The organism is Mesorhizobium sp. M0802, assembly GCF_040320115.1.
In the GTDB taxonomy this organism is placed as follows: domain Bacteria; phylum Pseudomonadota; class Alphaproteobacteria; order Rhizobiales; family Rhizobiaceae; genus Mesorhizobium.
On sequence record NZ_JAMYOY010000002.1, the window covers coordinates 82,824 to 105,092 of the forward strand.

Consider the following 22,269-nt stretch of genomic DNA (forward strand, 5'->3'; position numbering starts at 1 on the left):
ACCGGCCCATCTTTTGGAGGTGGCAAGAGTGAACGAGCCCTTCAGTTTCGGCGCGCCGGAACGTCGGCGCTTCGCCATGCAATTCGGTTATGACATGCGGCCCTCCTTCTGGCAGGGGGTGCGCACGAATTCGCATCTGGTGATCGCCGCGGTCGGCACCGCAGCGCTGCTTGGCGTGGCAGGCATAGCGCTTTGGCTGGCATTGCCGGCCAACGACCGGCAAGCGATCGCCAGCACACAGCAGAACGTTCCGACTTTTCCGGTCAAGACGACCAAGATTGCCCCGGTCGCAGCGACGGCTGCAGCGGTAGCGGCGCCACAAGCCGCGCGCAAGGGCGACGCGGTTTCATCGACGGTCGCTGTGGGTGGGGCTGCGATGCCGCCGCTGTCGGCCAACGATCCGCGCTGGACTGCGGCGCAATCCAACAGCGACCCTGCCGCGACGCCATCCGATCAGGCGCCTACCGAGCAGGCTGCCGCCAAACCGTCCGATGCCGCGGCATTCGAAGAACCGGCGGCCCAGGGCGACGCCACGACGCAGTTGTCAAAGGTCGCTGCTCCCGCCAATGACGACGACGCGGAAACCGCCGCCATACCGACGCCAAAACCGCAACTTCCAGACGAGCAATCTTCCGCCGCAACGAACGATACCCAGGCCAAGGCCAAGCCACAGAAGGTGGCTGCTGCCGCCGGCACCGGACGCATCCTCAGGACGGTGACAATGCGCAGCGGTCCGCAGAAAAACGCCGCCGCCATGGGCACCGTGCCCGCCAAGTCGTCGGTGCAGGTGGTGAGTTGCAAGAAATGGTGCCAGATCGTCTACAACGGCAAGCGCGGCTGGATCTACAAGAGCTACATCAAGACCGGGGCTTGAGACACAAGCCGCCAGATCTGGTCAGCCGCCGAGCAACCACCTGAAACGGTGTCTCCTGCGAGCAAGTTTGCGCTTCGCCAGGAAATCCCGGTGTTCCTCGAACGGCACCTCATAGAGGCCGCACATTTGGCAGCTTTCTGACCTGCCGCATAGCGGGGTCCAGCATTTCACATCGTGCGTCCAGGCGAGCGCGATCCTTTCCAGATGAAGGTTGGACGAACTTTTCAGCAGAATCAGTTCTCCTGGGACTGCCGTCTGTTTGATGTGATCCGAAACTTCCTTGGGACTGCGAAGCTCAATGAACCGGCCGCTGTCGCGGTCGGCCTGGCTGGCGCGCGAGCGATGCGCATTGCCGCCCGTGTAGATGACCTCATCGGCGATTTCGCGAGCGATCTTGTACGCACTGCCGTATTTCCTCGACGAGCCGGCGTAGTCGGATATCTGCCCAAGCACAATGCGCTTGCGAGCGGCCTTGGCCTTTGCAATCATCTCCAGAGCAATGTTGAGCGAATGCCAGGGCGCTTTGGCCGTATCGACCAGGAATTTCGGACCCGCGGATACCTCTTGCACCGTAGAGCGGTTGGGCAGTGGTGCAAACGATGCCGTTCTTGCTACGACTTGCTCTGGCGGGACGCCAAGTTCCAAGGCGGCGGCCATGGCCGCTGCAGTCGGCAGCCAGAATTGCTCGCCGGGAAAAGGCGCTTGAATATTCAGGCTGCCACCGCGCCAATGAAGGGTGAACCGCAGCAATTCCGGATACGCGGCATGCACGTCACTCACGCGGTAGTCTGCCTCGCCGGACTGGCCGAAGGTCGCAATCCGGCATTTCGCGCCAGACGCCATGCCGATCACCAGTGGGTCATCGCAATTGAGAACCGCAAGTCCATCGGGTTGGAGTGCCTCGACCAGCGCCCGCTTCTCTCCCGCCACAGCTTCCAGAGTCCTGAACTTGCCGAAATGCTCCAGACGGATCATCGTAACCACCGCCACACTCGGCTTCAGCATCTGCGCCATGGCGCTGATCGTGCCGAAGTCGGAAGCGCCGGCTTCGAAAACGACGTAATCGACTTTGCCGGCCTTCCTCAGGCGCTTGTAAAGCGTTCGGATGAGCGCAGGCATTGTATTGGCCTGGGCCTGTAGATGCACCTTGCCTTGGGCGCCCAGTATGTGTGCAAGCAGGCTGGTGGATGTGGATTTACCGGAGCTGCCGGTAATGCCGATGAACGTCGCCTCGTTACGCGCCCGCACCCAGCGCGCCTGCAGCCGTCGCAGCGCCCAGCCCAAGTCCTTGCGAATTTTCAGCGATTCCAGTTTCACACCCCGCCAGCTTTTAGCCCAGCCTAATATTCGTCGTGCCAAGTTCCAGAGTCAAACGGGCGCTGGCGTGCTTGAGCCAAAGAGTTCTAGCGACCGAGGAGCCGCAGCAGTCTGTGCTTGCGGCGCTTCGATTTTCTCTGCGCCACAAACTCACGGTGCTGCTCAAACGGCACTTCATAGAGGCCGCATTGCTCGCATCCCTCGGTTTTGCCGCATACCGAAACCCAGCACTCGACGTTGTGGGTCCAGGCAAGTGCGACACGCTCGAGGTGCAGATTGGACGAGCTCTTGAGCAGGATCAACTCGTCAGGCTGCGCGGTTTGGGCGATGTAGTCCGACACTTCCCTCGCCGTGCGCAATTCGATGAAGCGGCCGCTGTCGCGATCTGCCTGGTTCGCCTTGGAGCGATGGGCATGATCGCCGGCATAAATCACCTGGTCTGCAATCTCGCGCGCGCTGCTGTAAGCTTGGGCATATCTGTTATTCGAGCCGGAAAAATCCGATAGCTGGCCAAGAACGATACGTTTTCGCCCAAATGTCGATCCGGCTACCATGTCGAAGGCAAGGCTCAGCGAATGCCAGGGCGCCTTTGCGGCATCCACGATGAAGTGGGGGCCACCCGCGGGGACGAGCACCTGGCCGCGATTTTCCAGAGGCTGGAACGTCGCGATCCTGTGCTTGACCATCTGCGCAGGCACGCCCAGCTCAAGAGCGGTTGCCACCGCCGCTGAAGTCGGCAGCCAGAAATGCTCGCCGGGGAACGACGTCTCGATATCGAGCACACCGCCGCGCCAGTGGAGCGAGAACCGCAACGGCTTGGGATAGGAGGCCTCGATATCGCTGACGCGATAATCCGCCTGCTCCGATGTGCCGAATGTGACGGAACGGCAGTCGCTCGCCGAGGCCATGCCCATCACAAGAGGGTCATCGGCATTGAGCATCGCGAAGCCGCCCGGCTCCAGCGCCGCGACCAGGGCGCTCTTTTCTCGAGCGACGTTTTCCACAGTCTTGAAACTGGCCCGATGCTCCAGCCGGACCATTGTGACAACAGCCACGTTGGGGCGAAGCAATTCGGCCATGGGCTTCATTGTATCCGGGCCGAATGCAGCAGCCTCGAAGACGACGTAGTCGGTTTTGCCGCCCTTTCCCATTCGCCTGGATAGCGTCGAGACCAACAGTTTCATCGTGTTGGCCAGAACCTGTGTATGGACCGAACCATGACCGGCCAGGATGTGTCCAAGCAGGCTTCCCGCCGTGGTCTTGCCGGAGCTTCCGGTAATGCCGATGAAAATTGCCTTGCTTTGTGCCCGCGCACGCGTGGCCAGGTAAAGCCGCAGCCGCCATCCCAGATCGTAGCGACTTTTCTGCTGCCTGATCTTCATCACCCGCCAACACTATCCACGATCCGTTATGCCTTTCGGGGGATCGAGAAGTCAAACTGGGGTCCGGCGTGACGACGTCAACTGTTCGTTCCTCGGCTGGCCGGCGCACCGATGCGAACTCTTGCCGACGTGGCTCTGTCTGCCATGCATTGCTAACAGCGAGGTACTTCCCGAATTGCTCAAATGCAGCGGCCGCCGTCGACCTCCAGCGCCACGCCGGTGATGAAGGCGGCTTCGTCCGACGCGAGCCAAAGCGCAGTGTTGGCGATATCGAGTGGCGTCGACAGACGGCCGAGCGGTATCGAGGCACGGAATTTCTCGCGGATTTCGGGCTTGTCAGTGCCCATGAATTTCTCCAGCATGCCGGTCTCGCCGGCGACCGGGCAAAGGCAGTTCACGCGGATGTTCTTGGGCGCGAGTTCGACCGCCATCGACTTGGTCGCGGTGATCGCCCAGCCCTTCGAGGCATTGTACCAGGTGAGCCCCGGCCGCGGCCGCAGACCGGCGGTCGAAGCCGTGGTCAGGATGACGCCGCCTCCCTGCCGCTCCATGATCGGCACCACGGCAAGTGCGGCGTGGTAGATCGCCTTCATGTTGACTGAAGTGATCAGGTCGAAGGTCGCCTCGTCGACGTCGAGCATGTCGCCATTGCGATGGGTGTAGCCGGCATTGTTGACCATGATATCGATGCGGCCGAAGGCGCTTTTTGCGGCATAGACCATCTCGTCGAATTCGGAACGCTGCGAAACGTCGGTCTGGGTCCAGATCGCGGCCTGGCCGATCTCTGCTGCAACGCGCTCCGCGCCCTTGGCGTTGAGGTCGGCGACGACGACCTTGGCGCCCTCTTCGGCAAAGCGCCTGGCCATGCCTTCGCCGAAACCTGACGCAGCACCCGTGATGACGGCAACCTTGTTTTCCAGACGCATGCTTTTTCCGCTCATTGAAGACCCACCTCGCAAGCGCATTTTCCTTTTTGTTTGATGCGTGTCTGTCTCCCAGAACCGCTTCGCACTTCTGGGCGACACGCATTAGCTTTCGTCACATTCCCGCTTTATGTTGCAGGCGCGAAAGCCCCGGGACCATCGCTTGACGAAAAGCCTCCGGGTGGCAGCCAGTGTCAAGGCACATTTGGAGCGAATCAATATGCAGTGATTTGGCCTCGATGTGACACCATGGCACTGGATAGTTTAAATCGATTAGATTATATCCTGCCGCGTCACAGCGAGCGGCGTCAAAGCGGACAGACCATGACCAGCCAGATCATTCCCGTCGATCCTTTCGACTTCATCATTTTCGGCGGCACCGGCGACCTGTCGGAACGCAAGCTGCTTCCCTCGCTCTACCACCGCCAGCGCGACCACCAGTTCTCCGAGCCGACCCGCATCATCGGCACCTCGCGCTCGAAAATGAGCGACGAGGAATTCCAGGCTTTGGCCAAGCAGGCGATCTCCCAGCATGTGAAGCCGGCCGACATCGACGCCGAGGAACTCAAGACATTCCTTGCCCGGCTGTCCTACGTGTCGGCCGACGCGACGACGGGTGCCGGCTTCGACAAGCTGAAAAAGGCGATCGGCGAAAGCGACCGCATTCGCGCTTTCTATCTGGCGGTTGCGCCGGCGCTGTTCGGCGACATCTCGCACCAGCTGAAAGCCCACAATCTCATCACGCCGAATTCGCGCATCGTGCTGGAGAAGCCGATCGGCCGCGACCTCGATTCGGCGCGCAAGCTCAACGACGTGGTTGGAGACGACTTCCACGAAAGCCAGATCTTCCGCATCGACCACTATCTCGGAAAGGAGACGGTGCAGAACCTGATGGCGCTGCGTTTTGCCAACGCGCTCTATGAGCCGCTTTGGAATTCTGCCCATATCGACCATGTGCAGATCACGGTGGCCGAGACCGTCGGTCTTGAAGACCGCGTCACCTACTACGACAAGGCCGGCGCGCTGCGCGACATGGTGCAGAACCACATGCTGCAGCTGCTCTGCCTGGTTGCCATGGAGGCGCCATCGTCGATGGATGCCGATGCCGTGCGCGACGAGAAGCTGAAGGTGCTGCGGGCGCTGAGGCGCATCAACGGCAATGAGGCACCCAAGCACACCGTGCGCGGGCAGTACCGCGCCGGCGCCTCTGCAGGCGGCGCGGTGAAAGGCTATGTCGAGGAACTCGGCAAAGACAGCTCCACCGAGACTTTCGTCGCCATCAAGGCCGAGATCGGCAATTGGCGCTGGGCCGGCGTGCCGTTCTATCTCCGGACCGGCAAAAGGCTGGCGACCCGCGTTTCGGAAATCGTCATCGAGTTCAAGCCGATCCCGCATTCGATCTTCGGCGACAGCGCCGGGCCGATCTCAGCCAACCAACTGGTGATCCGGCTGCAGCCCGACGAAGGCGTCAAGCAGTTCATCATGATCAAGGATCCAGGCCCGGGCGGCATGCGGCTGCGCCAGATCCCGCTCGACATGAGCTTTGCAACATCTTTCGACGGTCGCGCGCCGGACGCCTATGAACGGCTGATCATGGATGTTATCCGCGGCAACCAGACGCTGTTCATGCGCCGCGACGAAGTCGAGGCGGCATGGAAGTGGATCGACCCGATCCAGAACGCCTGGGAAAGCGCCAGGCAGGAGGCGCAAGGCTATACGGCCGGCACATGGGGTCCCTCGGCCTCGATTGCGCTGATCGAACGCGACGGGCGGACATGGCACGAAAGCAATTGAGCGAGCCCGTCTATAACTGGAACGGCTTTGCCGGGCGCCAGGATCTGGCGGCAGCCCTTGCCGGCAATGTCGCGGCGCGCCTGACCAAGGCCATCGACGAGCGCGGCACGGCCCTGCTTGCCGTTTCCGGCGGCACCACGCCGGCAAAGTTCTTTGCAGCACTTTCGGCCATTCCGATCGCCTGGAACAAGGTGACGGTGACGCTGGTCGACGAACGGTTCGTGCCGGCCTCCTCGCCGCGCTCGAATGCGGGGCTGGTCGCGGCCAACCTGCTGCAGAACAAGGCGGCTGCCGCGCACTTCGTGCCGCTCTACCATGAGGCGGCAAGCATCGAGACCGCCGCGGCGGCCGACGATGCGGCGCTGAAGGCTCTGCCCTGGCCCCTCGATGTCGTCGTGCTCGGCATGGGCGGCGACGGCCACACCGCCTCGTTCTTTCCCGACGCCGAGAATCTCGGCGATTTGCTCGACCCGGCCTCATCAAGGATCGTGCTGCCGGTTCACGCGGCAAGCGCCGGCGAACCCCGGTTGACGCTGCCGCTGGCGCGGATCGTCGACGCCGGCTTCATCGCGCTGCATATAGAAGGCGAGGACAAGCGCACCGCCTTCGACGGTGCGATGGGACCGGGTGCGAAAAAGCCCATCCGCAAAGTGCTCGAAGCGGCACCCATCCCGGTAGAGGTGTTCTGGGCACCCTGATTTCACGCAAAGCAGTCCCGGCAGACGGTGGAGGACGTTCTTCCGGGGCTCGAAAGGACCGACCATGACAGCCAGACGCGACATCGAAGCCATCACGGAACGCATCCGCCAACGCTCGAAAGCCGGCCGCGAGCGCTATCTCGGCCGCATCGCCGAGACCTCCAGCCGCGCCGCCAACCGGGGGGTTCTGTCTTGCGGCAACCTCGCGCATGGCTTTGCCGTCTGCAGCCCGTCTGAAAAGCTGGCGCTCGGCGCCGACAAGGTGCCGAACCTCGGCATCATTACCTCCTACAATGACATGCTGTCGGCGCATCAGCCCTTCGAAACCTTCCCGGCGCTGATCAAGGAAGCCGCGAAGGAAGTTGGCGGCATCGCGCAAGTGGCCGGCGGCGTGCCCGCCATGTGCGACGGCGTGACCCAGGGACAGCCCGGCATGGAGCTGTCGCTGTTTTCGCGCGACGTCATCGCCATGTCGGCGGCGATCGGCCTGTCGCACAACATGTTCGACGCCGCCGTCTATCTCGGCGTCTGCGACAAGATCGTGCCGGGGCTGGTGATTGCAGCCCTCACCTTCGGCCATCTGCCGGCGGTGTTCGTGCCGGCCGGGCCGATGACGACGGGCCTGCCCAATGACGAGAAGGCCAAGGTTCGCCAGCTCTATGCCGAGGGCAAGGCCGGACGCGCAGAACTGCTCGAAGCGGAGTCCAAATCCTATCACGGGCCGGGCACCTGCACCTTCTATGGCACCGCCAATTCCAACCAGATGCTGATGGAGATCATGGGCCTGCATACGCCCGGCGCGTCCTTCGTCAATCCAGGCACGCCGCTGCGCGACGCGCTGACGCGCGAGGCGACCAGGCGAGCCCTGGCGATCACCGCGCTCGGCAACGCCTACACGCCGGTAGGCCGCATGATCGACGAGCGCTCTTTCGTCAATGGCGTCGTCGGCCTGCACGCCACCGGCGGCTCTACCAACCACACCATCCATCTCATCGCCATGGCCGCGGCGGCCGGCATCACGCTTACCTGGCAGGACATTTCCGACCTGTCGGAAGCGGTGCCGCTTCTCGCGCGCGTCTATCCGAACGGGCTTGCCGACGTGAACCATTTCCATGCCGCCGGCGGGCTCGGCTTCCTGATCCGCGAATTGCTCGACGAAGGCATCCTGCATGAGGATGTGCAGACGGTATGGGGCGAAGGCCTGAGGCCCTATGCGGTCGAGGCCCGGCTCGGCGAAGATGGCGGCGTCGTGCGTGAAGCCTCGCCGCTGCAGAGCGGCGACGAGAAGGTGCTGGCACCGTTCAAGAAAGCCTTCCAGCCGACCGGCGGCCTGAAGGTGCTCGCCGGCAATCTCGGCCACGCCGTCATCAAGACGTCCGCCGTGAAGCCGGAACGCCGCGTCATCGAGGCGCCGGCCAAGGTGTTCGACAGCCAGCAGGGACTGAACGAAGCCTTCAAGGCCGGCACGCTGACCGGCGACTTCATCGCCGTCATCCGCTTCCAGGGCCCGAAGGCAAACGGCATGCCGGAACTGCACAAGCTGACCACCGTGCTCGGCATCCTGCAGGATCGTGGCCAGCGCGTCGCGCTGGTCACGGACGGGCGCATGTCTGGCGCTTCCGGCAAGGTGCCGGCGGCGATCCATGTAACGCCGGAAGCGGTCGAGGAAGGGCCGATCGCCAGGATCCATGACGGCGACATCATCCGGCTCGACGCCGATGCCGGCACGCTGGAAGTGCTGGTGCCGGGGCCCGAGCTCGCGCTGCGCCGCACGGCCGACATCGATCTCATCGGCAACGAGTTCGGTTTCGGCCGCGAGCTGTTCGCTGGTTTCCGCCAGTTGGTCGGCCGCGCCGACCACGGCGCCAGTGCTTTCGGCACGGCCTGAACCATCATTCCCTGCCATATAGAAAGGGCGGCTCGAGGCCGCCCTTTCTCATGAGGAGTGGAACGCCAAATTACGGCTGAACCGTAATCTCGCTCCGTTCGCCGGCCTTGACCGTCACCGGCATTTCCTTGTCATGGCCTTGATCGGACAGGTGGCGGACGACGACATAGTCGCCGGCCGCGATGGTCTGCTGCCAAGTGTCACCATAGTTCAGGCCGAGCGCCTTGCGGTTGCCCTGGATGTCCTTCTTCGACGACAGCACCTCGATCGAATAGGCGCCCGGCGCCGACATCACCAGCACGCCGGCATCGAGCGTCACCTTGACGTCCTTGACGTCGCCAACCTTGACGCTGAAAGGCTGCTCGACGGTTGCGAGCTCAAGCGAGGTGACCGCGACATAGTCGTCCGGCGGCAGCCAGAATTTGCTGTCGGGCCCATAGGAGTGGGCGACATCGTCACGCGAGCCGTCGATCTTTTTCTTGGCCTTGACGATCTGGACGCTGATGCCCGAGGAGTCGGCCTTGTCGCCACCTGCAGTGTAGTAGGCGTTGACGGCGGCATGGCCGACGCCGACGACTATGTCTTTTTCCACAGTCTGCCCGGCGGCGAGCTGGATGGTCTCGGTCACCGAGCCGCTGCCGATCGCAACCGTCACCTTCTGCTCACCAGCCGGCACGATGATCCTGGTGTCGCCATAGTGGGTGGTGCTGCCGCCCCGGAAGGCGAAGTCGACATGGGCTTCGTCACTGATCTCGGCGCCCTGGCTTGGCTTCGGATGGATGAGCATGGTGCCGGCGTTCAAGGTGAAGAGCGGCTTGTAGACCTGGCCCGCCTCGATCTTGACCTTCTGTTCCGCCCGAGCTTCGTCGGCGCGCGCGACGACGACATAGTCGCCCGGCTCGAGATTGGCCTCGTAGTTGTTGTACTGGGTGGTGACGGCCTCGCCGCGCGTGCCATCGGCCTTGGCCTTGTAGACCTCCCAGGCATTGCCGTCGGTGATCGGATCGCCGCCTTCCGCCATGACCACGCTCGGGATGAAATTGAATTCGGGCTTTGCCGGTTCAGGGGCAGGCGCCGGAGCGGGTTCGGGTGCCGGCGCCGGAGCCGGCGCGGCGACGGTTTCGACCAGTGCTTCCTGCAGCGCCTTCTCGTCCGAGGCCTGGATATATTTGCCGCCGGTGTTGTCGGCAAGGCAGGCGATCTGCTTGCCCTCGTCAGCGGTCAGGCCGAAGCCGACGACGTCGACGGTGAAATCGACGCCTGAGGCCTCCAGTTCCTTGCCCAGCGCGCACGGGTCACCTTCGCAGGTTTCAAGCCCATCGGTGATGAGAACCACGGTCGCCTTGTCCTCGGTGTATTTCAGAGCTTCGGCCGCCTGCTTGACGGCTGCGGTCAGCGGCGTCTTGCCGAGGAATTTCAGGCTGTCGGCAGCGGCCGAAATGGCGCTAGCCGAGCCGGCTTGCGGCGGCACGATCAGCTCGATGTCGTCGCAGCTGCCCTTTTCGCGGTGGCCATAGGCCATTAAGCCGATCTCGTCGTCCCCCGGGACCGACTGCAGTACGGTCCTCAGCGATTCGCGCGCGATCTCGAGCTTCGGCTTGCCGTCGATCTGGGCCCACATCGAGCCCGAAGCGTCAAGAATGATGATGACCTTGTTGGCGGCAAAGCCGAGCGAAGTCATCGACAAAAGGAGCAGCGCCGCAGCGACGCTCCGCAAAAGTCCCGCCATCGAAATCTCCTTGAGGCCGCCCTCTGATCCGCGCCGGAAGCTATTTGACAGCGCGTCCGGACACAAGCCTGGAGCGGGTTACTAGATCATGATGAGATTTGGATGAAATCTCATCATGATCTAACCCTTTGTTGGAGCACGATCCTTTCCAAAAACCGGCACCCACTTTTTGGGATCATGCTTCTAACGGTTGCAGTGTAACAGGATCGGCGCCGGCAGAGCTGGTAACACGAAATCAGTAGGTGGTGCGCCGCTCTTCGGAAGGCGGACGGCCAAACTGCAGCCGATAGCTCTGCGCGAAATAGGAGTGCGAGGTAAAGCCGGTGGCAATGGCCACGTCGAGGATCGGCATGTTGGTCTGGCGCAGCAGTTCGCGCGCCCGCTCAAGCCTGAGCCGCATGTAGTAACGACCGGGCGTGACGCTCAAATGGCGCAGGAACAAGCGCTCGACCTGGCGCACCGACAGGCCCGCCGATTTAGCAAGCTGCACGGCTGATAGCGGCTCGTCGAGATGGTCGGCCATCAGTTCGACGATGCGCCTTAGCTTCTCCGACTTGCCGGTCAGGTCGCGCTCCGGCCCGACGCGCTGGCGGTCGCCGGCGGAGCGGATGCGCTCATGCTGGAACTGGTTGGCAACGCCGTTGGCGAGGTTCGAGCCGAAGTCGCCACGCACGATCTCCAGCATCAGGTCGATCGAGGTGGTGCCGCCGGCGCAGGTGTAGCGCTTGCGGTCGATCTCGAAGACGTTGCCGGTGCAATTGATGTCGGGAAAGCGCTCGACGAAGCCGGCGCGGTTTTCCCAATGGATGGTGCAGCGATAGCCTTCGAGCTGACCGGCTTCGGCCAGGAGGTAAGAGCCCACCGACAGCGCGCCGAGCGCATTGCCGCGCCGGCCCCAGCTGCGCAGCGCCGCCAGCACCTTGCTCTTGCCGGGGAACTCGACCGACAGGCCCACCGACACGAACAGGATATCGACCGGCGGCAAATCGGCGACGGCATAGTCGATCTTGAGCGGCAGGCCATTGGAGGCCATGACGGGATCGCCGTCGGCCGAGACCGTGGTCCAACCATAGAAATCGCGGCCGAGCAGGCGGTTGGCCGAGCGGAAGGTATCGATCGCCGCTGCCAACGAAAACATCGAAAACTTGTCGACCAGCAGGAACGCGAATTGCCGGCCCCCTTGAACGGGATCATCCGGCCGTTCAGAGGGTATAGTAAGGTTCGGCAAAGAAGCTGCTTTCTGGCTCAGAAGGAAGGCCGCTTCAAGCCGGCCGCAAGGTAGGCTGAGGCTAACGTATTGGCCATCAGCATGGCAATGGTCATCGGTCCGACACCGCCGGGCACGGGGGTGATGGCGCCGGCGGCCTTGGCCGCTTCGGCATAGGCTACATCGCCGACGAGGCGGGTTTTGCCCTCGCCCTTCTCGGGTGCGGCAATGCGGTTGATCCCGACATCGATCACGGTGGCGCCGAGCTTGACCCAGTCGCCCTTGATCATTTCGGGCCGGCCGACGGCGGCAACCAGAATGTCGGCTGTGCGGGCCAGTGCCGGCAGATCCTTGGTGCGGCTGTGGGCGATGGTGACGGTGCAGTTGGCGGCAAGCAACAGATTTGCCATCGGCTTGCCGACGATGTTGGAGCGGCCGACGACGACCGCGTTGAGGCCGGAAAGATCCTTCCCGCGCACGCGTTCGATCAAAAGCATGGAGCCGGCCGGCGTGCAGGGCACGAAGGCTGTTTCGAGTTCGCCGGTGCCGAGCTTGCCGACATTGATGAAATGAAAGCCGTCGACATCCTTTTGCGGTGCGATGGCCTGGATGATCTTGCCGGCATCGATATGGGCGGGAAGCGGCAGCTGCACCAGAATGCCGTTGATGGCCGGATCGGCGTTGAGTTCGCCGATGATCTTCAGCAGTGCCGCTTCGGACGTGTCGGCCGGCAGCGTGTGCTGCAGCGAATGAAAGCCGCATTCCTTGGCGGTGCGCGACTTCGACGCGACATAGACCTGGCTTGCCGGATCCTCGCCGACGATGACCACCGCTAAGCCGGGCTGGGCCTTTCCCTTGGCGACCAGGTCCTCGGTCAAGGCCTTGACCTTCTGAACCACGTCTGCGGCGACGATCTTTCCGTCAATCACTTCGGCCATGAACCATCCTCGACATCATTCCAGCCAAGGCGCGGCGCGCGCCTTGAACGTTGCTTCGTGCATGTCGTTGTTCCAAACGTTCCGCCCATTCGGGTAAAGCCCGACGGCAGCGCTTTTTGGGCGCCATGCTGCGCGGCATTGTCACGAAATTTGGCCTAAGCAATCCCGTCAAAGCGCCGTCACATGCCGTAAACTCGAAACCGGCAGCTTTTATTCTGTGCTGACGGGCTCAGAGCGACTCATCCTTTCACGGAAAGGCTGAACCGCTCTATTTCTTGTTGTGACGCAATTCCCAAGGGAAAGCGCGCTACGCGCTTTTCCCGGGAAAACCGTTTCACACTTTTCCTGGAATTGCTCAGAAATAGCGGCGGTGCGAACGGCTTTCGGTGAGTTCGCGCACCGCTTCGCGAAATTCGCGCAGGCTGGCGCGGATATCGTCGATTTGCGCCTGCTGGTCTTCCGGCGCCGCCCCAGCGGGCTGCGGAGAAGACCACGGCCCGGACGCCGCGGGCATCGGCTGAGCCTGCGAATAGGCATAGTCAGCCGGCTGACGAGGCTGCGCGTAGCCAGGCTGCTGCGCAGGGGAATTGGCGTGCGGAACCTCGTTCCGGAAGTCCGGCTGGCGATAGCCCACAGGCTCCTGCACCGGCCTTGTATATTCGGCGGCTGGTTGGGCGCGGTAGGTCTCGACGGGTTCGCCTGACGTCCCGCTACCCGGCGCGGCTTTGCGCATCGCCGAGAACAGTCGGTCGAACAGACCTGGGCTCCGGGCGGGAACGGCCGCGGTCGGCAACACCGGAGGTGCTGCCGGTGGCGGCGCCACAGGCAGCGGCGCGCGATAGACCTTGTCCTCGACCGGAGGGCGGCGCTCGTCCATTCTGCCGCGCGAACGCGAATTGGCAGCGCCGCGCAGGCTGGCAAAGGCGCCGCGCATCGCGCCGACACCGATGCCCGAAGCAAGCCCGAGCAGCAGGCCGGCCATCGATATTACAGCCCGCGACGGTCCGTTGGGTTCGACCGGCGGTTGCGCGGGGGTCATCAGATTGATGTTGGTAGTGTTGATGTTTTGCTGTTCGCCGGTCTCCTTGGCGCGCAGAAGGTACTGTTCGTAGACGGAGCGTTTGGCCGTGGCATCACGCTCCAGTTCGCGCAGGCTGACCAGATCGCTGTTGACATCGCCGCTCTGGACCTTTGCCTGAGCCAGGCGGGAAGCGAGATCCTGCTCAAGCTGGACCGAGCGCTTCAAGTCGACCTGCAGCGACGAGGCGATGCGGCGCAGTTCGCCTGCGATGCGCTCGCGCGAGCCGTCGAGCTGGGCACTGAGCGCCTGGTATTCGGGATGACGCGGTCCCAGACGCACGGCGGCGCGGTCGGCCTCCTGCTTCAAAACTGCATATTGCGCGCGCAGTTCGCTCATCGTGTTGGAATTGATTTCTTCCGGCAAGGTGCCGTTGATGACCGAATTGACGTCCAGCGAACGCGCCGACGCCGCCCGGGCATTGAGTTCCAGCGTGCGGGCCCGGGTGACTGAGAGCTGCTCGTTGAGCTTCAGCATCTGGTCGTCGCTGATCAGATGGCCCTGCGCGTCGACGAGATCATGCGTGGCCCTGAAATCCTCGACCTTGCGCTCCGCCGTCTCGACATTCTTGCGCAGGTCATCGAGCTTGGCCGTCAGCTGGTCCGTCGCGCGCCCGGCCATCCCGAACTGGTATTGGGCCGCCTCCTGCTGGAAAACGTCCCTGGTCCTATTGGCTATCTCCGCCGATTTGTCGGCGCTTTGAGTGGTGGCGCTGATGGAAACGACAAAGCTCTTGCCGCTGCGCTCAACCGACAGGCTCTTGGCCAGATTGCCGACCGCCAGCGCCTGGCGGCGCACTTCACCGCCGTCGCCAAGGCCATCCTGGCGCGAGAGTATCGAGCGAATGAGTGACAGGACGCCAAGGCCGCCAGAGCCCTGTCCGTTGAACTCCGGATCGTCGACGAGATTGAGATCGGCCACGACCTTGTCGAGGACCTTGCCGGATGTCACCATCTTGATGCGGGTTTCGACAACAGCCAGCGCCGCATCAGGCTGCCCGACCGGTTGGGTGAGATCGTTGTCGGAAAGCTTCAGGTCGCCTGGCTCGATGACCATCTGTGTGGTGGCTTCGTATTTCTTCGGTGTCGAAACGGCGACGGCGACGCCGAGCACTGTGCCCAATATCGTCGTCGAGACGATCAGCAACTTGGAACGAGTAATGCCGCGGACGACCTGGAGCGGATCGATCAGCGGCTTCCATTCCTGCCCGTCATCGTCGTCGCGGTCCGGTTGCTGCTCGTGGAAAGAGCGGGGCTCATAGGCCGCGCGGGAGCGAGGCTCCTGACGCCGGCCGGAAACAGGCTCCTCACGCGCGCTGGCGGCCGAAAAGGGTTCGCCGTCGGCCTGGAACTGCGGCGGCTCGGGCGGTGACGTTGGCGCCGGATTCGACCGCGCCTCGCGTTGCGAGCGGGCTATGCGGTGACGCGTGGCGGCATCCTCGCGCCATGACGGATCCACCCGGTCACCGATCGAGACCGCCGACGCATCCGCCGCCTCATCGCCGCGCACGGCTTTGCCGAGCGCCAGGAGGGAGCGCTCGCGCCTCCAGTCTTCACGGTTTTCCCTGTCGACCATTGTCTCGAAACTTTACCTTCGACGGCGCGGGAGCGGCGGTCGGCCAATCGTTAAGTCACGCTAAACAGGCATGGGAAACAAAAGGTTAATTTCCGAAGTCTGCAAGTGAAAGTTTCTCGCTTCGCCACGCATTGCCGGGATCTGTAAAATGGCGTCAGAACCGCACGTTAAGCTTTCCGGATTACGGCTTTCCTCGATATGACGCAGGCCAGCGACATACCGCAAAGGCGGACACTCGCCCGCATCGGCACCTTCCTTGCCGAAAGACGGGGGCTGGTTCGCGACTATCTTTCAGCGATCAGCGGCGCCGGCGGGCGGCTGGTGTTCTCGCTCGCCTATTTCATTGCACTCGCGAACACGCTGTCGATTGCCGAGTTCGGCATGTTCGCCACCGCCTCGGCGGCCGGCGTCATGCTGTCGCGCATCCTCGCTTTCGGCTTCATCTCGGCGCTTTACCGCACAGCCACCATCCGCCCCAATCTGATCGGCACCTTCACCGCCGGCTTCCTTTTGCTTGGCGCCGTGTCCTTACCACTGCTGGCGGCCGCCTCGTGGGGCGTCTACCTGATCTTCTTCGCCAGCACCGTTCCGCTGGCCGTCTTTGCCGCAATCGTCTTTGCAGAGGCGCTTTTGTGGCGGCCGGTCGAGGTGGTGCTGATCGTCAACAACGGGCTCGGCAAATTCGGCCGCGCCGCCGTGCTGTCGATCGTGGCCACGGCGTTCCGCGCGCTGGGCGCCGTGCTGTTCATGCTATCGGGCCAGCACAGCGTCTGGATCTGGTCGTTGTTCTACATCGGCGCCAACGCCGCCTCGCTGCTGCTGGCCTTCGGCTTCTATTATCCACGCCAGCGGCTGAGGCTGCGCACCGAGCTCTATCTCAGGCGGCTTGCCGATTCGATCTATGTTGCCGGAGCCGAAGTGCTGTTCTACCTGCAGTCGGAATTCGACAAGCTGCTCGTGCTGGCGATCGGCGGGCCGCATCTGGCCGGTATCTATGCCATCATCATGCGGCTGGTCGACCTGACGGCAATACCGATCCGCACCTTCTCGATGATGCTGGTGCAGAAGATGATGCGGGCGCCGGAGCTGTTGTCGCGACTGCGGGTCAAGAGCGGTATCGAAGCCGGCGTGTTCCTGGTGTCGACATTGGCGCTGGCCGCACTCGGCATCGTGCTGCATTTCTTCCCCAATGCACTTGGCCGGAATGTCGCCGAGGCGTCGCCCTTGGTGGCATTGGCAATCGGCGTGCCGGGACTGCGCAACCTGGTCGAATACCAGGCCGAGCTGCTGTTCGCGCGCGGCCAGACCGCGCTCAGGGCGCTCAACCTCGGCCTGCTGGCGGGGCTGAAGGCGGTGCTGTTGACCTATGTGCTGACCACGATTGCCGACACGCCCAGGCTTGTCGTATCGCTCAATGTCGTCTTCCTGCTGCTCTATCTCGCCTCGGCGCTGCTGACCTATTCGGCGCTGCGCAAGCCCGCCAAGGCAGTCTAAGCCAATCCGATCAAGCGGCGGATGCGGCCAATATCGGTGCCGATGAAGGATTGCATGCCGATCGCCACCTGCCCCGGTGCCATGGCGGCGACGAAGCTGCGGAATTCGTCATCCGACAGCGCCTCCCCGGTCCAATGCACGCGGCAGAATTCCTCCGAGCCGTGGAAATGGCCGGCGCCCCCCAGCACATCGTCGACATAGCGGCCATAGATCATGCATTCGGAGAACCGGCGCACTGAAGCGATGACCTCGACCCAGCCGCGCGCGTGCACCTTCTCGATCTCGGCGCACATCGCCGTCACGGTCTGACGGCGCCAGGCGATCAGCGTCGAAATATAGTCGTGGTTCGAAACCTCGGATGCATCGATACCAATCGCCGAGGCCGCATTGCGCGACCAGATGCGATGCTCGTCGTGACCGTCGCTCGACAGCACGCCGTCGCGCCGGAACAGCCGCACCTTGCCGTCGCGCCAGAAGGCGCTCAGATCGAATGGCTTGAGGAAGGCGACGTCGGAATCGCAGAAGACCAGCACGTCTTCTCCAGCATGCGCAGCGATGGCGATGCGGCGCAGCTGCTGCACATGCCAGCCGCGCAGCGGCTGGGTCTTGAAACTGAGCCAGATGCGACGGCGAAAGAGGCTCATCGGATCGTCGAACACACGCAGCCAGCGCGGCAGCAGGTCGCGCTCGTCGACAACGCTGCGGCGGTCGTTTTCCAACTGGCGAAACAGCGCCACGTCGCGGTGCTCGACCAGAATGTAATGATGCGCCACGCCGGAGACATGGCGGTCGAGGGTCTCGCACAACAGGCGGCAGCGTTCGAAATCCGGCGCATAGCTGGCGGTCACCACCGCCGCCGTCGGCGTTTGCGGCAGGGCACCGGTCTCGGCTGCAGGGCTCGGCACGACGCGGCTGTTCACCGCAACTCTCCGGCGGGCTCGGGCCGACGCGAGAATTTCTGCCTGACGACACGCAGCAGGAACACCGGATTGCCGACGACGTAGCGGCGCCACAGCCGGCCGGGCTCGATGCACAGACGGAACAACCATTCGAGCCTCAGCTGGCGCATCCACAGAGGCGCCCGCGGCACCGTGCCGGAGAGAAAATCGAGCAGCGCGCCGACGGCGATCGGCAGCGTGCAGTGGCGGGCATCGATATGACGGGCGATCCACAATTCCTGGCGCGGCACGCCCATGGCCACAAGCAGCACGTCGGGCCGCAATGCCTCGATGCGATCGACGATCGCCTGCTCTTCGGCGGGGCAGAAATAGCCGTCATGGATGACGACGAATTCGTGCTGCACCGCCAGAGCGGCTAGCCTGACCGACGCCGCCTCGGCGTTGGCGCGGGTGGCGCCAAGCAACCCGACGGTCAGCGGCCTCGCCGATGCCTGCAGAAAGGCCGGAATGAGATCAGTGCCGTTGAGATTGTCCGGGAACGGCGCGCCGTAGAGCAGCTTTGCCGCCAGATCGACGCCAACGCCGTCAGGCAGGATGAGGAAATCGTCGAGCGCCTCGGCAAAGACCGGATCGGTAGAGGCGATGTTGGCGTTGTGAGCGTTGAGAAAACTGACCTTGGTGAAGCGCCGCTCGGCAATCAGACGAGCGAGCAGCGCGATCGCGTCATCCCAGCCGATGGCAAGGACCGAAATGCCAAGGATCGTCTTCAGCGTATCGAGCCCGAAGGCGGCGCGGGCGGTGTGCATGTTCATGCAAACACCTCCTCCCCCACCGACCCGAGCTTTTCCAGGCCGAGCCTGATGGCGGCATCTAGTGCCTTGATCTGCCGGCGGTGAAAGGCGCTGCCATCGACATCCTTGACATCGGCCGCCGCTGCCTCCAGCGCGCCGGCGAAGGCGGCCGGATCGTCGGTGACGAAGCAATTTGCCGGGCGATGATCGATGCCGCGCAGCGAACGGCTGGTGGCGACCGACGGCAGGCCGAGTTCGAAGGTTTCGATGGTCTTGAGCTGAACGCCGCTGCCCGCGGTGCTGATCAGTGGAATGACGGCGGCGCCGCGCACGAAATCCTGGGCGTCGGGCACGCGGCCGACAAATTCGACACCGGGATGGGCAGAGGTGATATCCGACGGCATGTTGCCGGCGACCCTGAGGCGAAAACTCCGGCGAAGATGCGGCACGACTTTTTCCAGGAACCAGTCGAGGCCGATGCGGTTCGGCTGCCAGGTCCAGGTGCCGATCAGCGCCGCGTCGCAATCGATGCGGCGCGGCTTGACCGGCTTTGGCGCCGTGGCAGTGGTCACCAGCGGCAGCACCGCCGAGCGGTCGTCGCTGGCAACGCCGAGTGCGGCGCGGTCTTCCTCGGCCAGCGTGAAGACGAAGCGAGCCCGGCGGCAGAGCCGCTCCTCCATGGTCTTGAGCAGCCTGGCCTCGCGGGCAAACAACAGGCGCTGGAAGCGACTGTTTGCTGCTGCCGCATTCTCTTTGGCCGAATCATGTTCGACATTGTGGGCGACGAAAATCGAGGGACGGTCGGCGAACAGTTTTTCAAAGGCGCCGGCGAACTGCACCGAATTCAGGACATAGCCGTCGAAGGGACCGGCGCGCTCGATCGCGGCACGGACTTCGCTGTCGGAAACCGCGCGCAGCTTCACGGAAGCGAAGGTGAGCCCTGACAGCACCGCCTTGCCAAGCCAGGCGAGCTTCTGCCGCGCCGAGGCGCTTTCCGTGCGCACGTCGACGGCGCCGAGCACGATGGTGTTTTCGGGGTCGCTGGGCGCCTTGCCCGGCCAGATGAAGCCGATGACGGTGACGCGCACGCCGGCGCGCCGCAAGGCGGCGACGATCGCAGCATTGGCGATCTCATAGCCCGAAGCGAGAGCGCCGTCGGGCACGATCGATGTGGCGAACAGCAGATGCATCTCACCTATCCAGGCGTCAGCCACTAGCAAAGCTGGGTGAACCCTTGATTAAATCACGCAACGCAACGGCTGAAAGGCGCGGACCGGCAGGCGCCGCTGCGAAAGGTGATTAACGAAACGTTATCGTCGCGGTGTTATCGAAAGCCAGATTCAAAACATGCGGCTGGAGCGAATGATCCCTTTGCCATCGGACGGTTCGGTATCGATTGCGGGACGCTCTCCGGGGCTCGCCGCAGAGACGATCGAAGCCGTCGTCACGCTGCCGACCTTCAAGCGGCCGCAACTGCTGCTGGAAACGCTGGCGTCGCTGAAGGCACAGCAAACCAGCCGGCGCTTCGCCGTCATCGTCATCGAAAACGAGGCCAAGGCGCGTGAGGGCGCCAAGGCGGCCGTGCCGCTGTTCGAACGCGACGATATGAAAGGCATGGTCATCATCGCGCATGAGCGGGGCAATTGCAGTGCCTACAATGCCGGCTGGCAGACGGCGATCCTTCATTTTCCGGATTTCCGCCACCTGCTGGTCATCGACGATGACGAGATCGCCGACGCGGACTGGCTGGAGCGCATGTGCAGGACGGCGGAGACGCTTGGCGCCGACATTGTCGGTGGCCCACAAGTGCCGGTGTTTAGCGATCCTTCTCACGCCAAATGGGCCGAGCATCCGGTCTTTGCGCCCCCCTATCGCGAGACCGGGCGCGTGGCCGCACTCTATTCCTCGGGCAACCTCCTGGTCGGGCGCAATGTGCTGACCACCATGGGACCGCCCTTCCTCGACCTGCGGTTCAACTTCATGGGCGGCGGCGATTCCGACTTTCTCAGCCGGTCTGCGCGGAAAGGTTTCGTGCTTGGCTGGTGCGCCGAGGCAAAGGTGCGCGAAGGCGTTCCGGCCCGGCGCGTCGAGGCTGACTGGATCCGCGCCCGATCCTTACGCAACGGTGTAATCTCGACGCTGGTCGAAAAGAAGAAGCGCGCCGGCACGCCATTCGCCGGCGCCAAGGTGTTTGCAAAAAGCCTGGCGCTGCTGATAGCCTCGCCCGTGCGCGGCGCAATCAAATTGGCGCGGACAGGATCGCTGTCGACGGCGCTTTACCCCGTCTATGTCTCGCTCGGCCGCGTGCTTGCCGAATTCGGATACGCCAATGAGCAATACAGGCAGCCTGAGAAGAACTGACGAGCTGCTGCTGGGCGGCATCGTCACCCGCGACGGCGTGGCGACGGCGATTGCCGCGCTGTTGTTTGCCGTCATCATCGTATCGTTCCGGCCGTTTCAGCCGGCAGGCGCGGTACTGACCGGCGACGGCGGCGACATCGTCAACCAGCTCGGCTTCAGTTCGCTCGGCGCCATTTCGACCTTCTCACTGCTGACGTTCGCCGACCCCAAGATGGTGCGCTCGCTGCTCAGCCCGTCCTGGATCCTGATGCTCGGCTTTTTCATGCTTTCGGTCATCAACGCGACCGACCCGTCCTCGGCCATGCGCGCGGCCTTCTTCACGCTGCTTGGCGTTCTGACGATAGCGACGGTCCTGGTGCTGCCGCGCGACGCCGACAGTTTTTCGAAAGTCATCATATTCTGCGCGATCGTCGTTATCGGCCTGTCCTATATCGGCCTCATCGTCTTTCCGCATGAGGCCCTGCATACGGCCGATTCGCAGGAGCCCGAACATGCCGGCCTGTGGCGTGGTGTGTTCGCCCACAAGAACATTGCCGGACCAATCATGGCCTGCTTCAGCTTCGCCGGCCTCTATCTCTTCCGGCGCGGCCAGAAGTTCTGGGGCGTGGCGATCTTCGGCGCGGCGATGATCTTCATGCTGCACACCGGCTCCAAGACGACGGCCGGCCTGGTGCCGTTCTCGATCCTGATCGTCGTGCTGCCGGGCCTGATCGGCATGCGGTTCGGCACGCCGATCCTGTTTGCACTGGCGATCATTGCGACGGCCATCGGTACCTTAGGCATCGTCTTCATCCCCCCGGTGAAAGAGCTGGCGGCCACCTATTTCCCCGACCTCACCTATACCGGGCGCACGACGCTGTGGGAGTTCTCCGGCGAGATGCTGGCGAAGAAGCCCTGGACCGGCTACGGCTATGAAAGTTTCTGGGGCACGCCGCTGCTGCTCAGTCAGGACCAGCCCTTCGACCGGGCCTGGGACATCCGGACCATCGTGCATGGCCATGACGGCTATCTCGACATTGCGGTGCTGATGGGCATCCCGGCGCTGTGCGTTGCCGTCTACACTTTCGTGATCGCGCCGCTGCGCGACTACATGCGCATCCCGCCGCGCAAGGAGAACATCTATCTCGGTGACTTCTTCATGATGGTGGTGCTGTTCACGGCGCTGAACGCGTTCCTGGAAAGCTTCTTCTTCCATCGCGGCGACCCGGTGTGGCTGTTCTTCGTGCTCGGCGTGCTTGGCTTGCGGCAAGTGTCGCTGCGGCCGATCGCGGTACGCCGGCGACCTTGACCGGCTGGCCTGATCCAGCACCCCTTGAGGGGC

At 63.3% G+C, this 22,269-nt stretch carries 17 protein-coding genes; 7 read left to right on the forward strand and 10 right to left on the reverse strand.

Annotation, left to right across the window (positions count from 1 at the left end; translation table 11 throughout):
* The first annotated feature begins 28 nt into the window (after window positions 1-28).
* Window positions 29-874 carry an SH3 domain-containing protein gene (locus tag NKI10_RS03675; protein ID WP_023832757.1) on the forward strand — a complete coding sequence of 282 codons (846 nt, stop codon included), beginning with the start codon at window positions 29-31 and terminating at the stop codon, window positions 872-874.
* A 21-nt stretch (window positions 875-895) separates the two neighbouring features.
* On the opposite strand, the gene NKI10_RS03680 is transcribed toward NKI10_RS03675, so the two are convergent.
* The 3 genes from NKI10_RS03680 to NKI10_RS03690 form a co-directional block, all read right to left on the reverse strand.
* Entirely contained in the window at window positions 896-2,191 is a 1,296-nt protein-coding gene (locus tag NKI10_RS03680; protein ID WP_023832758.1) for a Mur ligase family protein, read from the reverse strand.
* Window positions 2,192-2,277: 86 nt separating this feature from the next.
* A complete protein-coding gene (locus tag NKI10_RS03685) occupies window positions 2,278-3,573 on the reverse strand; it encodes a Mur ligase family protein (RefSeq protein WP_352859097.1) in 1,296 nt (431 codons plus the stop codon).
* A gap of 179 nt (window positions 3,574-3,752) precedes the next feature.
* A complete protein-coding gene (locus tag NKI10_RS03690; protein WP_352859099.1) occupies window positions 3,753-4,499 on the reverse strand; it encodes an SDR family oxidoreductase in 747 nt (248 codons plus the stop codon).
* A 321-nt stretch (window positions 4,500-4,820) separates the two neighbouring features.
* On the opposite strand from NKI10_RS03690, the gene zwf reads away from it, so the two are divergent.
* The 3 genes from zwf to edd all read left to right on the forward strand — a co-directional run bounded on the left by zwf (window position 4,821) and on the right by edd (window position 8,876).
* Window positions 4,821-6,290 carry a glucose-6-phosphate dehydrogenase gene (zwf, locus tag NKI10_RS03695; protein WP_352858737.1) on the forward strand — a complete coding sequence of 490 codons (1,470 nt, stop codon included), beginning with the start codon at window positions 4,821-4,823 and terminating at the stop codon, window positions 6,288-6,290.
* Window positions 6,272-6,988 (forward strand): 6-phosphogluconolactonase, encoded by a 717-nt coding sequence (pgl, locus tag NKI10_RS03700; protein ID WP_352499478.1) that lies wholly within the window; start codon window positions 6,272-6,274, stop codon window positions 6,986-6,988. The genes zwf and pgl overlap by 19 nt, the downstream gene beginning before the upstream one ends.
* 64 nt (window positions 6,989-7,052) lie before the next feature.
* The gene (gene edd, locus NKI10_RS03705; protein ID WP_352858739.1) at window positions 7,053-8,876 is read left to right on the forward strand and encodes a phosphogluconate dehydratase; all 1,824 of its coding nucleotides are present in this window, start codon (window positions 7,053-7,055) and stop codon (window positions 8,874-8,876) included.
* 70 nt (window positions 8,877-8,946) lie between these two features.
* Here the strand turns inward: edd and NKI10_RS03710 are convergent, their stop codons facing one another.
* From NKI10_RS03710 to NKI10_RS03725, 4 genes are all read right to left on the reverse strand, one after another.
* Window positions 8,947-10,605 carry a vWA domain-containing protein gene (locus tag NKI10_RS03710; RefSeq protein ID WP_352858741.1) on the reverse strand — a complete coding sequence of 553 codons (1,659 nt, stop codon included), beginning with the start codon at window positions 10,603-10,605 and terminating at the stop codon, window positions 8,947-8,949.
* Between the two features lie 235 nt (window positions 10,606-10,840).
* On the reverse strand, window positions 10,841-11,833 hold the full coding sequence (locus NKI10_RS03715) for a GlxA family transcriptional regulator (RefSeq protein WP_032905230.1): 993 nt from the start codon (window positions 11,831-11,833) through the stop codon (window positions 10,841-10,843).
* 17 nt (window positions 11,834-11,850) lie between these two features.
* On the reverse strand, window positions 11,851-12,750 hold the full coding sequence (gene folD / locus NKI10_RS03720) for a bifunctional methylenetetrahydrofolate dehydrogenase/methenyltetrahydrofolate cyclohydrolase FolD (RefSeq protein WP_352656061.1): 900 nt from the start codon (window positions 12,748-12,750) through the stop codon (window positions 11,851-11,853).
* Window positions 12,751-13,105: 355 nt separating this feature from the next.
* A complete protein-coding gene (locus tag NKI10_RS03725) occupies window positions 13,106-15,403 on the reverse strand; it encodes a GumC family protein (protein WP_352858743.1) in 2,298 nt (765 codons plus the stop codon).
* 198 nt (window positions 15,404-15,601) lie between these two features.
* On the opposite strand from NKI10_RS03725, the gene NKI10_RS03730 reads away from it, so the two are divergent.
* Complete coding sequence (locus NKI10_RS03730) at window positions 15,602-16,897, forward strand: lipopolysaccharide biosynthesis protein (protein ID WP_352858745.1); 1,296 nt, start codon at window positions 15,602-15,604, stop codon at window positions 16,895-16,897.
* Here NKI10_RS03730 and NKI10_RS03735 read toward each other — a convergent pair.
* From NKI10_RS03735 to NKI10_RS03745, 3 genes are read right to left on the reverse strand one after another with little or no spacing between them, the layout of a single operon-like run.
* Window positions 16,894-17,817, reverse strand: a complete 924-nt coding sequence (locus NKI10_RS03735) for a DUF6492 family protein (protein ID WP_023704513.1) — start codon at window positions 17,815-17,817, stop codon at window positions 16,894-16,896. The genes NKI10_RS03730 and NKI10_RS03735 overlap by 4 nt on opposite strands.
* Window positions 17,814-18,608 carry a WecB/TagA/CpsF family glycosyltransferase gene (locus NKI10_RS03740; RefSeq protein WP_352858747.1) on the reverse strand — a complete coding sequence of 265 codons (795 nt, stop codon included), beginning with the start codon at window positions 18,606-18,608 and terminating at the stop codon, window positions 17,814-17,816. Before NKI10_RS03740 ends, NKI10_RS03735 begins: the two co-directional genes overlap by 4 nt.
* A complete protein-coding gene (locus tag NKI10_RS03745; RefSeq protein WP_352858749.1) occupies window positions 18,605-19,777 on the reverse strand; it encodes a glycosyltransferase in 1,173 nt (390 codons plus the stop codon). The genes NKI10_RS03740 and NKI10_RS03745 overlap by 4 nt, the downstream gene beginning before the upstream one ends.
* A 172-nt stretch (window positions 19,778-19,949) precedes the next feature.
* On the opposite strand from NKI10_RS03745, the gene NKI10_RS03750 reads away from it, so the two are divergent.
* Both NKI10_RS03750 and NKI10_RS03755 read left to right on the forward strand, forming a co-directional pair.
* On the forward strand, window positions 19,950-20,948 hold the full coding sequence (locus NKI10_RS03750; protein ID WP_352858751.1) for a glycosyltransferase family 2 protein: 999 nt from the start codon (window positions 19,950-19,952) through the stop codon (window positions 20,946-20,948).
* Complete coding sequence (locus NKI10_RS03755; protein ID WP_352858752.1) at window positions 20,917-22,236, forward strand: O-antigen ligase family protein; 1,320 nt, start codon at window positions 20,917-20,919, stop codon at window positions 22,234-22,236. Before NKI10_RS03750 ends, NKI10_RS03755 begins: the two co-directional genes overlap by 32 nt.
* Window positions 22,237-22,269 lie beyond the last annotated feature (33 nt).